The sequence below is a fragment of the Clostridium pabulibutyricum genome, assembly GCF_058242705.1.
Window position 1 is genome coordinate 166,987 of record NZ_JBZAYZ010000003.1, and the last position, 12,931, is coordinate 179,917.

The 12,931-nt window shown below is 35.2% G+C and carries 11 protein-coding genes and 1 pseudogene; 7 read left to right on the forward strand and 5 right to left on the reverse strand.

The window, feature by feature from the left end:
- Positions 1-111 precede the first annotated feature (111 nt).
- The 4 genes from AC4CVH_RS05945 to AC4CVH_RS05960 all read left to right on the forward strand — a co-directional run bounded on the left by AC4CVH_RS05945 (position 112) and on the right by AC4CVH_RS05960 (position 2,914).
- On the forward strand, positions 112-681 hold the full coding sequence (locus tag AC4CVH_RS05945) for a hypothetical protein (RefSeq protein WP_490786832.1): 570 nt from the start codon (positions 112-114) through the stop codon (positions 679-681).
- A gap of 57 nt (positions 682-738) precedes the next feature.
- Positions 739-1,728 (forward strand): DUF116 domain-containing protein, encoded by a 990-nt coding sequence (locus AC4CVH_RS05950; protein ID WP_490786833.1) that lies wholly within the window; start codon positions 739-741, stop codon positions 1,726-1,728.
- A 72-nt stretch (positions 1,729-1,800) separates the two neighbouring features.
- Complete coding sequence (locus AC4CVH_RS05955; protein WP_490786834.1) at positions 1,801-2,079, forward strand: DUF4491 family protein; 279 nt, start codon at positions 1,801-1,803, stop codon at positions 2,077-2,079.
- Between the two features lie 19 nt (positions 2,080-2,098).
- Positions 2,099-2,914 (forward strand): lecithin retinol acyltransferase family protein, encoded by an 816-nt coding sequence (locus AC4CVH_RS05960; RefSeq protein WP_490786835.1) that lies wholly within the window; start codon positions 2,099-2,101, stop codon positions 2,912-2,914.
- Positions 2,915-2,977: 63 nt separating this feature from the next.
- On the opposite strand, the gene AC4CVH_RS05965 is transcribed toward AC4CVH_RS05960, so the two are convergent.
- On the reverse strand, positions 2,978-3,454 hold the full coding sequence (locus AC4CVH_RS05965) for a spore coat protein (RefSeq protein WP_490786836.1): 477 nt from the start codon (positions 3,452-3,454) through the stop codon (positions 2,978-2,980).
- Positions 3,455-3,807: 353 nt separating this feature from the next.
- Between AC4CVH_RS05965 and AC4CVH_RS05970 the strand changes: the two genes are divergently transcribed.
- The 3 genes and pseudogenes from AC4CVH_RS05970 to AC4CVH_RS05980 form a co-directional block, all read left to right on the forward strand.
- Positions 3,808-4,068 carry a spore coat associated protein CotJA gene (locus tag AC4CVH_RS05970; RefSeq protein ID WP_490786837.1) on the forward strand — a complete coding sequence of 87 codons (261 nt, stop codon included), beginning with the start codon at positions 3,808-3,810 and terminating at the stop codon, positions 4,066-4,068.
- Between the two features lie 16 nt (positions 4,069-4,084).
- Positions 4,085-4,405 (forward strand): spore coat protein CotJB, encoded by a 321-nt coding sequence (locus tag AC4CVH_RS05975; protein WP_490786838.1) that lies wholly within the window; start codon positions 4,085-4,087, stop codon positions 4,403-4,405.
- 14 nt (positions 4,406-4,419) lie between these two features.
- Positions 4,420-4,980, forward strand: a pseudogene (locus tag AC4CVH_RS05980) (manganese catalase family protein); the annotation flags it as partial.
- 231 nt (positions 4,981-5,211) lie between these two features.
- Here the strand turns inward: AC4CVH_RS05980 and AC4CVH_RS05985 are convergent.
- From AC4CVH_RS05985 to AC4CVH_RS06000, 4 genes are all read right to left on the reverse strand, one after another.
- On the reverse strand, positions 5,212-7,233 hold the full coding sequence (locus AC4CVH_RS05985) for a methyl-accepting chemotaxis protein (RefSeq protein ID WP_490786839.1): 2,022 nt from the start codon (positions 7,231-7,233) through the stop codon (positions 5,212-5,214).
- A 439-nt stretch (positions 7,234-7,672) separates the two neighbouring features.
- Entirely contained in the window at positions 7,673-8,335 is a 663-nt protein-coding gene (locus AC4CVH_RS05990; RefSeq protein WP_490786840.1) for an MgtC/SapB family protein, read from the reverse strand.
- 12 nt (positions 8,336-8,347) lie between these two features.
- Positions 8,348-11,821 (reverse strand): helicase-exonuclease AddAB subunit AddB, encoded by a 3,474-nt coding sequence (gene addB / locus AC4CVH_RS05995; protein ID WP_490786841.1) that lies wholly within the window; start codon positions 11,819-11,821, stop codon positions 8,348-8,350.
- Positions 11,822-11,910: 89 nt separating this feature from the next.
- Positions 11,911-12,864: a 2-hydroxyacid dehydrogenase gene (locus tag AC4CVH_RS06000; RefSeq protein WP_490786842.1), complete on the reverse strand. Its 954-nt coding sequence runs from the start codon at positions 12,862-12,864 to the stop codon at positions 11,911-11,913.
- Positions 12,865-12,931 lie beyond the last annotated feature (67 nt).

The window sequence follows — 12,931 nt, forward strand, 5'->3', positions numbered from 1 at the left end:
TTTACTATTATTTGTTTCAAAAAATTTTTTCACTTGAATGTACCATTATAACGATTTTTCTGATAAAATTTAAATATTGATAGTAAAAAAATGGAAAAGGAGGAAAATTAAATGCTTTTTTTCTTATATTTGTCCGGTATCGCAGCAGTGCTTATCGGATTACGGCTTTTTCATATACAGTCTGGAAAAGTATCACAAAAAAGGCTTTCTGGAAAAGAATCTGCAAATTATTATGCAAAAGCCATGATAGTAGATATAGTTGTAATGTGCCTTTGCGTGATTTTAGGAGGTATAACAACCCCTTTTTTAATATGGAGTTTTGGCCCTAAAGAATACGGTACAGTTGAAAGAATTATAGAAACAAAATCTCTTGGACAAATTCCCCAAAATAATACAGACAAATATATAAAAAAAATTATCTCTAAAAATTCCAAAAATATATTGATAAATACCGGTACCAAAGGCGAACCAATTATAGAGGCCATAAACTTGAATGCTACAGAAATAACGAAATCAGAAAGCGGAAAAGCACAATATCAGAAGGTTGCAGAATATAAAATGAAAAAACTAAAAGGAAACAATTTTATATCGAATGCAGTGAACGATATCTATGCCAATGGATATATAGCTTATGACCAGGGCATATTTATAAAAAATAAAATAAAATTAACAATACCATGAAGGTAATACATGATAAAATAAGAAATAACTATACTTTTAATTGGAGAAAATATTATTATGAAAGAATATATAACATACTTCCTTCACAGCACATATTACAGGAATATATCACAATTTTGCAATGAGATTCTTCCAACGATCACTGTGAACTCACAAAATACAATAGATGATTTCATGAAATTTATTAAAATTAATTCTACTCAAGAATTACGCAGCAGGCACGAATATGAGTTAGAGTTTCTTATAATAGGTGTACTTTGGAACACATACAAACCTCAGGATGCTGAATGCACTTCAGATTTTTTTAAAAAGCTTCTGATATTTTTGGACAAGTCCAATGAATTTCCCTACGAAGTACAGAGACTGATCACCTGGAAGTTATTTTTCAAAAAAAATGATGAAAATTACAGCTCTTGTGCACTTAAAACAGCTGCCGACCTTGGATTATGGTTTGAGAAAAAAGCAAAACAATCTCTTGGAATATACACCGAAAATGTAAAAAACTTTTTGAATACATCATATCTTGACTATGGATCACGGGATGACAATTTCTTCTGTGGACGCAGGGAAGTTGAATATCACCTCAACATGCTCGGTGCAGAAATTTTGAACAACTGCTTCAAATCCGATTTTAAAAAGGCAGAACATAAAAAAGTTTTTCTTCCTTCCTGCATGTGCCTGAATTCTAAAGATGTCTGCCAGAAAAGAAGAATCAAAAACGGATTTTTATGCACAGGCTGTTCTCCTAGATGTGAAGTAAATAAAATCACAAAGCTTGGAGCGGATTCCGGATTTGAAGTACTTGTAATATCACACAATACAGACGTTTTCTCAGGACAAGAAAATATAAAATACGGAACTGTAGGCATAATAGGCATAGCCTGCATTTTGAATCTTATAGAAGGTGGATTGAAGGCAAGAAGCTTGAATCTTATGCCTCAATGTGTAATACTTGATTACTGCGGATGTAAAAGACACTGGGACCGTCATGGTATACCAACCAGCATAAGTTTCAGTAAATTATTTGAAATTTTACAAATAAAATAAATCCGCCGCCGTGTAAAAAAATACATATTAAATGATATAATAATATTATAATCAATAAGGAGAAGTATTTATATGACAAATTATTATGGAATTATAATGGGAATCTCAACTATAATTCTTACAGGACTGGGCCACATAGTTGTTATAAAAGGTGAATATTACTTTGGAACAAAAATATGGACAGTTTTTCTTGCTGCTGGAATTGCAGCCGCATTAACTTCTCTTTTTGTAAAGAGCAGTATTTTATCGGGATTCCTTGGAATACTTTCTTTTACTCTTTTTTGGAGCATACTTGAAATATTCAAACAGAAAAAAAGAGTTGAGAAAGGATGGTTTCCAAAAAAGAAATAATATATTATAAGGTGTTCACATGAAAAAATATAAGTTTGTAAAAATATTGATTTTAGTTCTTCTACTGATAGGAGTGTATTCAGGATTTAAAATATACTCTGCCAAAAACAACTTCGATACTATAGACAGTTACGACCAAATACAGGTCAACATGAACTCGCAAATTATATGGGACAATACTTCAAAAAACAGTATATCCATAGAAAGCAGCGACAACCAGCCTGTTGAAGCATATGTTTTTTTATCACCGGACAAAAAAAGCATATTTATAAATCCTCCAATACATGGATTTCTAGACAATGATCGATATTACATCACGATTTCAAAAAAAATACATTTGAAAGGTGAACAACTTAAAAAGGATAAGACTGAGAAATTTAAAATAAGTAAAGATGAAACCATGAAAATCCCAAAAAAGGTTAAAAGAGAACCTAAATATGGAGATATAATAGGCACTTCAGATGAATTCATGGGATATAAATATGAGCATTATGCAGTATATATAGGTAACAGCCGAATAATACACTACTGCAGTAAAAACGGAAAAGTTGAGGATACAAAAATACAGGAGACGGATATGTATCCATATTTTAAACCCGGAAAATTTTTTGTACTGGATTTTGGAAACTCTTCAAAATTCAACTCTTTTCAAACTGTAAAAAGAGCTGCTTCGAGACTCGGTGAAAAAAGCTACAACCTTCTTCAAAACAACTGCGAACATTTTGCAGTATGGACAAAAACCGGCGATTCAAGATCTTATCAACTCGAAAAGCTGTCAGATCAGGATATTACCAAAGTTAAGCTTTTCATATCGATGGGAATAAATCTTCAATGAAATAAAGATACGTAATTTTATACATTTGTATAATAAAATTACGTATCTTTAACTCATTTTTTGTTATTGTACGTTATACATGCCTTTGCTCTGCATATATTTGAATATTGACTCACCATGCTTTTGCTCTTCCTTCTGTATATGGTTGAGCATATCCCTTGCAGCAGTATCCTGAAATTCAAAAATACTGGTATCATATGCTCCTGATACAAATTTTTCTGTCATAAGCATATCCGTACAAAGATCCGAATCAGATGCACAATTCATTCCAGCCTGATTTTGCATTTGACTGCCTGCAGTACTCTGTGAAGCCTGCTGTGACGACTGCTGATTCATAGCCGGAACCTGGCCGTTCAACATTGAGTTTATAGTATTCAAATGTTCCTTCTCCTGAGCTGCATTTGTCTGAAAAATTTGTTTGAGCTGTGTATCCTTAGCCTGATTTGAATAATTTGTATATTTTTCTATGCACATCTGCTCATGGGTTTTTTGATCTTCCAAAAGTAATTTTTCCTTATTGCTTAACGTAATTGTTGACATTAAAAGCACCTCCGGAGTTATTATTTACCGAAAAATCATAATTTATTCAAATCAAAATGCTCCAAACAAAAAATGTCTGGAGCATCTCAACCATTTCAATCGTATAATATATATAAGAAAGATTTATGCAAACTCCCATTTCAAAAGTATATAATTGGAGGGTACACAAATTATATATGTCATAGGGGAGTTTACATAAATTCAACCGCAAATATTAAAATTCACTAATTAATACGTTGATATAATTATACCATTAAATGAACATATATTAAACCCTAATAAAAAATTTACATTAACATTTCACCAAGGCATGAATATATTATGAATGTAAACAACTATTAGAGGTGAAAACATTGTATCCAAAATTCATTCCTTATATGGGAGCCGGCATGAGAAAAAATCATCGCGCAAATGCCATGCCAAACATGATGCCTGGCATGATGCCAAATAACATGCCTCCTAAAAACATGCCTCATATGTTTCCCAAACTCCAGCTTGCAAGAGCCTATATAGTACCCCAGCCGTATATAGGCCTTCTGCCCATAAACGAGGCTCTTAAACAGGGAAGTATATTCCCCAATCTCATAATGCCATACAAAAACAAAAAAAAATAATTCAGGAGGGGGAAACATGAAAAACAACAATATGAATTCAAACAATACAAAGGGCAGCACACAAGGAAGTAGCAAAGGAAAAAATCAGAGCAAACGTGCCCTTCTAAACAGAATTAGGCAACTTGAATTTGCAGCAATAGACCTTAACTTGTATCTGGACAACTTTCCAAACAATAGTGAGGCATTAAACGCCTACAATAATTTCTCAAGACAGCTTATCTCCTCCATACAGGAATATGAAAAATATTATGGCCCGCTTGTAAACTTCGGTTTCAGTCAGGGAAGCAGTCCATGGAACTGGATAGATGAGCCCTGGCCCTGGGAACCCGAGAAATAATAGGAGGATAAATTATGTGGTTGTATGAAAAAAAGCTGGAGTATCCAGTAAATTTAAAAAATAAAAATCCTAAATTCGCAAAGGTACTAATTACTCAATTCGGCGGACCCGATGGAGAACTTGGCGCTTCCATGAGATATCTTACACAACGCTACACCATGCCTACAGGGGGTACAAAGGGACTTCTTACAGACATAGGCACCGAAGAACTTGCACATATTGAAATAATAAGTGCAATGTTTTACCAGCTAATACGCGGAGTAAGTCCAAAAGAACTTGAAGCTGCCGGCCTTGGAGGCCAATATGCACAACACGGTTATTCGCCTTTTCTTGTAGATGCAAACGGCGTACCGTGGTCGGCTTCCTATATCCAGTCAACCAGTGACCCTGTAACATGTCTTCATGAAGACCTTGCAGCAGAAGAAAAAGCAAGGACAACTTACGAACATCTTATGAATCTTACAGATGACGTAGACATACTGGATATATTAAAATTTTTAAGACAGAGAGAAGTTACCCACTTTCAGCGTTTTGGAGAAGCTTTGATGAATGTTCAGGGTGGATTTGGAATGAAGAAAAATTTCCATATGAATCCGAACATGATGAATCCAAATATGTCAAAGTCTAAGATGATGCCAGGCATGATGCCTGACATGATGAACAAAAAAATGATGGACTGTGACGACTATGACGACGATTGTGACTGTGACTGACAAATAAAACTGCAAAGGTTGTTATATAAAGAGATGCTAAAAATCAAACGATTTTTAGCATCTCTTATTTATTTCAAACTTCTAAATTTACTATTAAATTTTAAACCTTGATATTTTTTGTTCAAGTTCGTTTACAACCTTCTTTAAATCACCGGAGAATTCCGCAACATTTTCAGAAGATGAAAGCATCTCCTCCGATGATGCAGCTATTTCCTCGGATGATGCAGATGTTTCCTCGGATACTGCGGTCACCGATTCGATTTTTTCAGAAACGGCATCTTTTGATTCATTAGTCACTTTTATAGATCTATATGCATCGTCAACAAGAGGTCCTATCTTATCTACGTGCTCTGACATTTCCTCAAAAGATTTCATTGTACTGTCAACTATTGACGACTGTCCCTTAACTACACCTTTAACCTTATTTGAAGTTGAAATTACATCTTTAGTCTCGTTGCTTATAGATTGAATAAGCTCTTGTATCTGTGATGTAGACTGCTTAGACTGTTCTGCCAAAGTTCTAACCTCTTCAGCTACAACCGAAAAGCCTCTTCCGGCTTCTCCTGCCCTCGATGCCTCTATAGCAGCATTTAATGCAAGGAGATTTGTTTGCTCCGATATATCATTTATTACCTCGGTAATTCCTCCGACTTTTGAAACACTTCGATCAAGATTATTTATCCTCTTGACCATTTCCTCAAACGAGTCCTTAACATCAGTGATTGATTTTAACAAAACATTTATCTCTTTCTTGCCGTTATCCGCTTTATCCTTTGTCATCTTAGATGTTTTTTCTACATATGAAAGTTTATCAAATATATTTTGAATTTCCCCTCCAAGTTTCTCCATACTTTCTGATATTGAAACCAAATCTTCAGACTGACTCGTAGTTCCCTTTGCAACTTCCTGTACTGCCCCTGAAACTTCATTTGCAGCACTTGTCATATGCTCCGCATTGATGTTCAAATCATTTGACATAGCCTGGACCCTTACGGAATTATCCTTTATAGAAGCTATGGTATCCTTTAAGCCATTGCTCATGCTCTTAAAACTGCGTGCCAGAACACCAATTTCGTCTTCACTTTTTATCTCTATTTCATTATTTAAATCTCCATCCTCTATTTTCCTAGCTTCAATAACTAATTTTCTTAGAGGAGAAGTTATACTTTTTGACACCTTTATGAGTATGAATACAGCTATAATAAATGCTATAAGTGCTAAAACAATGATAGTTATAATAATCGTACGTATTGTCTTCTTGACATTTTCCATAGACATACCAATATCAACTGCACCTATAGTTTTGCCATTTTTATTGACAGGAATTAAAATATCATACACTGATATCTTATTTTTATATTCATATTCAGAAGAATACTGCTTTCCCTCGACAGCCGCAGTTTTACTGCCAGTATCATTAACGGAAATTCCAACTCTGCTTTTATCACTGTGAGCTTTTACTTTTAAATCATTGCCTATAAACAATGCATATACAATGTTTTTATCCTTAACCAAAGACTGCATCAACTTTTGAGTTTCTAAACTAGACGTCAACTTTTGTACAGAATTTGCTAGAATTCCTATTTGAACTGCACCACCATTATCAAGCCGCATGCTTCCATATTTATAATAATTTTTTGACTCTTTACTTTTTCTTATTTCCTCCATGGAGAAACTCTTTTCTCCCTTTAGAACTTTAGACACATCCATTTTACTATCATACACAAATCCAATATTCTTCGGCAAATTTGACTTTATAATTTTTCCAGATTTATCAACAATATTTATTTCATCCACTTCAAATTGTTTTGAAAGTGTGGTCAAATAATCATCATTTACCTTATCCAAATTAGCATTTAAAAATTTACTTAAAGTCTTTACCCTAGTGTCTATAGACCCATTTAATTCATCTATAGACGTATTATTTCTCTCTATTTCATTTGATATTTGCTCTGCTATAAACAGTCCATCTGTCTTCATCTGAATCAATATTTTACTTTTTGCTTCATATTCAGATATACAAGCTATTAATACCACTACAACAAAAATTATAACTATTGGCACTCCTAAAATTTTAAACTTCACAGACTTCTTTAATGGTGCATTGTTTTTCACATAAACTCCTCCTCAAGTTAGCTAATAAATTTGTGCTGTTTTATTATAAAATTTCGATTAAATACTACAATAAAGACTAAGATAATACAATTCAGTTATCGTAATTAACACCTCCTCTATATAGCTACTATAGCCTTGAGCCTAACTCTAAAGCATTGATTTCTATAGCCGGATTAGTACTATTTTTTCTATCACTAAAATTTATATCTTAGGATTTGCTCAAATTACTGATCTTAAGTGTTTTTTATAAAATACTTTAATTATTTCTCATCTCTATAATTAATATATCTATAAATCTAATGCATGTAAAAACTAGACAAAATATTTATTTTGTCCAATTATAAATCCTGCAGCAATGTAAATTATACCCGACACTTTCAAAATACCGGGTACACATAAATCGAGGCTGACCCTCAAACTTTCGAGTCAGCCTTTTATACTATTCTATATTCGCATCTTTTACATCGTTAACCTTCAGAATATCTATCATTAACTTGTTTATATCGTTTTGATTCCTGCTGTACAGCCTAAAAGTAAGTCCCACTTCAGAGTCACCCTCTGATTTGCTGCGGCGCCTGTTTATCTGAATCCTTGATATTTTCATTTTGGAATCCCTTAAAACATCCAGTACAGGATTGACCGCATCCGGATACATTGTAGCCTTGCCTATAAAATACATGGCACTCATTTGAAGTTTGTTGAATATCTCAAGCCCTATGAGTATCAATACAGTGCTGCTTACTGCAGGTATATACATGCCGGCTCCAGCGGCTATTCCTATACCTGCAGTAGCCCAAAGCCCTGCAGCTGTGGTAAGTCCCCTGACATTCTGGTGTTCTACAATTATAGTACCTGCGCCAAGAAATCCTATTCCACTTACAACCTGCGCCGCAACACGGCTTGGATCAAGTGATACATATTTCATTCCCATAAGATCATAAAATCCATACTTAGAAACCATCATTATGAGGGCACTTCCAAGTGCCACTACAAAATGAGTTCTCATTCCTGCCTCTTTAAAGTGGCTTCTTCTCTCAAAGCCTATCATGGCACCAAGTACACCTGCAAGAACAAGTCTTAATATCATTTCCCACTGTGTCACTTACACTCCCCCTTATTTATTTTTCAAAACACTCTGTTTTATATCCTTCCATATATCCTCTGTACTCTTTTTTTCAAATACATTATACTGACTGCCTTCTATAAGATTATCAAACTGGCATATCGAGGAGTAGCTGCAAAAATCACACCCGCTCTTATCATTTTCCTTGTATGGTGAAATTTCTATATCGCCCTCAAGTATTCTCTCGCACAAACCCGACATTGTAATCTTTACATACCTTCTAAGGAGATCAAACTGCTCCTTTTTTGCAACAGATGAACGTGAAGAAATACTCTTATCCTTTTTCAATGAAACCGGAACTATATCCGACGCGCCTTGCATTTCAGCATCCATTCCATTTATGACGTCCATATTGTCCAATATGAGTCCGTTCATTTTCAAGCTCTTGTTGATTCTTTTCTCTATTTCATCAAGACTCATTCCTTCTTCTCCCTTTATTATGGGATCATCAAGCTTGAAATACAGTATCCCTCCCGGAAGCACTTCTCCATCCGATCTTTTTTCCAGTTCTTCAAGCATAGCATCCAAATATACAAGAAGTTGAAGTTGAAGTCCATGATACAATTTTGATATGTCGAATTCTTTTGTTCCAGACTTGTAATCCACTACCCTTACATAACTTATACCGTCTTTTTCCATGAGATCCACCCTGTCTACTCTTCCTGAAAGACTTGCTTCCTCACCCGAATGCAAACTTACCGATATAGGCGGATAGTCTCCCTGCTTTTCAAAAGATACTTCGAATCCTCCCGGAGTAAAGCTTCCCCTTTTTATGTGCTCACTTATGAGGAAAGATGCTCTTGAAAGAATTTTTTCGATTCTTGAAGCCGCGTGCCTGTATCTTTTCGACCTGTTCAATATGGAATTCGGCTTCTTTTCAAGTGCCTCCCTTACTGCTATATTCACATTTTCACTGCACCAGTTCTTATCTACATCCCTAAAGGTACGCCCTTCCTCCGAAAGTTTATCTGAAATTCTCTTAAGTATATCGTGCATAAATGTTCCAATATCAGGAGGAGTCAAATTGTATATTTTTCTCTCTTCTGCCATAAGACCATATTTTACAAAGTATGAGAAAGGACATCTCGTGAAATTTTCCAGTTTGGATACACTTACATTAAGGTGTCTTCCATACAGCTTTCGCACCTTTTTTGTATCTGCAATTTCCACGTTGTTTGTATATCTTAACCCTTCCGCCGATTTATTTAATTTTTCACTCCAGTTTTCACTGTTTGCATACCATCTGTACACATCAAGCCACATGGCACTTTCACTTGTAAAATTTTCGCTGGAAATATTTTTCAGGTTCGTTACAAGCTTATTGAATGTAGCTCCCGGAACACTTATGTCTTCAATTTCTCTCCTTGAAGCTGACGCTGAAGTGTCACTGTATTCCACAAATTTCGGAAAAATTTTTTTGATCCTTGATACTACAATTGATGGTCTCATAGTTTTTCCATTTTCGTCTCCCATAGGATAACTTATCATAAGATAGGTATCTGCAAGCGTCAATGTTGTATATATTAAAAACTGCTCTTCAAAAGCCCTGTATCTTGTACCCTCTCTGAGTTCCACACCATGCTCCATGAGCTCTTCCCTGTCTCCGTCTGTAAATATTCCGTCATAACTCTCGCATGGAGGAAATACCCCGTCACTTGCACCTACAATATAAAGCGCCTTTACATCATGGCTCCTTATCCTCGAAATATCACCTACAGTAACCTGATCCAGAGATGCCGGTATAACTCCTATTTCATATTCACTAAAACCCGATACCAGTACTTTTCCAAAGGTACTGACGCTAAATACTTCGTCTCCTACGGTATTGACTATCTGATCCATTATATAGACTACAAGATCCCATATCTTGGTGTATTCATTTGCCTTGTCTATTCTGGATTCTTCCTTGAAACTTTTTATGATGTTTTCTACTTTTTGTGGTATTTCTATACTGCAGAGAAAATTGTACAATCCAAGGCACTTTTCTCTTCCATTCCTGCGTCCTTTTATATCCGACAACAGTTTCAATATAGGCCCTCGCACCTTGTCCCTTGTATGATTTATTCTGTCAAGAAGTTCAGATCTTTCTTTCTCCTGATCCTCATTCATGTTTTTCAAGTCATCTCTCGGGCTATAACTTGTACTTAAATCCCATCTCTCATCCAGGACCCACTGCTTTCCCTTTATTCCATTTTCAAGTACGTAGTTTTCAAGAAGATCTATATCTTCAGTTTCAATATCCAGAAGCCCCGTTTTCAAATATCTGAATACAGACTCATAGGACCAGTTTTTGGCGATTATTTCAATCACTGAAACAATAAGAACTATTATCGGATTGTCATAAATCGACCTTTTCTTGTCAATAAAATACGGTATCTCATACTGATCAAATATGGATCTCACTATGTTCTCATAGTTATCCAAACTTCCGCTTACAACTGCAATATCTTTAAACCTGAACCCCTTGTCCCTACAAAGTTTTATTATATCCGATGCCGTATTTTCAACTTCAGTGTACCGGTTCAATGATTTGAATACATTTATATTATGCACTTCACCACTGTATTGACAGTAAGGATATGAAAAGATATTTCTCTCGAGATGCTGCATTTCAGGATTGCTTTTAAACTTGAAACATGGATTATCTTTTAGAAATAATGGCTTCTCATAGGATATTCCAATATTTTGTGCAATCTCAAGCAATTTTTTTTCTGTAATCTTTGTCGGGAAAAAAAGGTCTGTGCTTTCCCCCCCTCTATTCTTGTCTTCAGGAGACATACAGAGGTTAATGTTCATCCTATCGGCCCTGTTCATTATTTTTTGAAGGATTCTGTATTCCTGAGGTGTAAATGATGAAAATTCATCTACCCATACCTCTGCAGAGTTGAATACAGAAGATGCATCAATTTTGTCAATAAGTATGCCAAGCACATCCTCATCATCAATATAGTTTTTACAGAGTTCTTCCTGAAACTTTGAAAATACAAGTATGACATCCTGAAGTTTGCTTCTAAAAGTAACATTTTCTATATTTTCCACGCTCTCCTTAAGGCTTTCCATATCCACATCATATTTTTTAAATTCTTTTATAGTATTTAACATGTTGGATATGAGCCCCTGTTTTATGGCTCCCTTTCCAAATACTTTGAGCTCTTTTCTATTCTCATCAATTATCTTGTATAAAAGCACATTTTTACCAGGATCATCTATATGTTCATTAACAGCGCCTCCTACCTCTTCTATTACATAGTTTGCAAGTCTCTTGAAACTAAACACTTTCGCGTACAGAAGTGCCTGATGTCCCACTTTTTCTATTATGTTTTTTTCCATCTGAAAAGAAAATTGCTCTGGTACTATAATTATATAGGGACCTGTGCCACCCTTTTCAATCTTCTTTTTTATACTGTCCAGACAATGGAAGCTCTTTCCACTTCCGGATCTGCCGTATACGAACTTTATACTCAAAAGTGAACACCTCCAAATGTAAAAAGAATATATATGTCTTATATAATAATTAAAGCCCTGCATATTTGCAAGGCTTATTTATCTAATTTTTAAAATTTTACCAAATTCTGCGGAGTTCCATCTATCCACTTGGTTATATTCTCAAAAGTAATATGTGCTCTTCTTACCATAGCTTCTTTTGTAGCAAATCCTATGTGTGGCGTAAGTACGGTATTCGGTGCCTTTAAAAGTGAATATGCTTCAGGAAGCGGTGGTTCACCATCAAATACATCCACGCCGGCTCCAGCAAGCTTGCCTTCATAAAGCGCTTCTGCAAGAGCCTTATTGTCCACAATAGGTCCCCTTGCTGCATTCACCAAAATCGCGGTACTCTTCATGAGAGCAATTTTTTCCCTGCTCATGAGTCCTATGGTGCTCTCATTCTGTGGAAGATGAATTGAAACAACATCAGACTTTTGAAGAAGAGTATCAAGATCAACATATTTGACGCCTATTTTCTCAAGGTCTTCTTTCTCGCTTCTGTTGTACGCAAGTACATTGCATCCAAATGCCGAAGCAAGACGACATACCTCTGATCCTATTTCTCCCGTTCCTACAACTCCGAAAGTTTTGCCACTCAAATCCTGCTGACTGAAGCCATCTTTCGTTCCACCCTGCCTAACCTTTGTGTCAAGTGGAATTACATTTCTCAAAAGAGAAAGTGTAAAAAGTATTGACAGCTCCGCTACAGAACTTGTACTGTAACCTGCTGCATTTGAAACAATTACATCCCTGCTGCAGGATTTTAAATCTACATGATCTACTCCGGTAAATGCAATGGATATCATTTTGAGTTTTTTATCAGAAATTATAATCTCTCCGGCAAGAGGCATATTGGCAACTACAATTACCTCACTGTCACAAACTCTTTTTTTAAGTTTCTCTATATCTGAAGTCTTATCATTATAAATTACAAGCTCATGTCCCATGTCTACAAGAGGTTTTGCAATTTCTCTAAGTTCTTTTTCAGAAAGTCCCAGTGGTTCAATAACAGAAATCTTCATAAACAACATCCCTCCATAATATAGTAAATATCTCTAATTTTAATAATATTACTTACATCAAGGGATT

What these genes read in the sequence shown, in the direction of transcription:
- AC4CVH_RS05945 (WP_490786832.1), top strand. Translation starts at nt 112, where the DNA reads ATGCTTTTTTTCTTATATTTGTCCGGTATCGCAGCAGTGCTTATCGGA.
- AC4CVH_RS05950 (WP_490786833.1), top strand. Translation starts at nt 739, where the DNA reads ATGAAAGAATATATAACATACTTCCTTCACAGCACATATTACAGGAAT.
- AC4CVH_RS05955 (WP_490786834.1), top strand. Translation starts at nt 1,801, where the DNA reads ATGACAAATTATTATGGAATTATAATGGGAATCTCAACTATAATTCTT.
- AC4CVH_RS05960 (WP_490786835.1), top strand. Translation starts at nt 2,099, where the DNA reads ATGAAAAAATATAAGTTTGTAAAAATATTGATTTTAGTTCTTCTACTG.
- AC4CVH_RS05965 (WP_490786836.1), bottom strand. Translation starts at nt 3,454, where the DNA reads ATGTCAACAATTACGTTAAGCAATAAGGAAAAATTACTTTTGGAAGAT.
- AC4CVH_RS05975 (WP_490786838.1), top strand. Translation starts at nt 4,085, where the DNA reads ATGAAAAACAACAATATGAATTCAAACAATACAAAGGGCAGCACACAA.
- AC4CVH_RS06000 (WP_490786842.1), bottom strand. Translation starts at nt 12,864, where the DNA reads ATGAAGATTTCTGTTATTGAACCACTGGGACTTTCTGAAAAAGAACTT.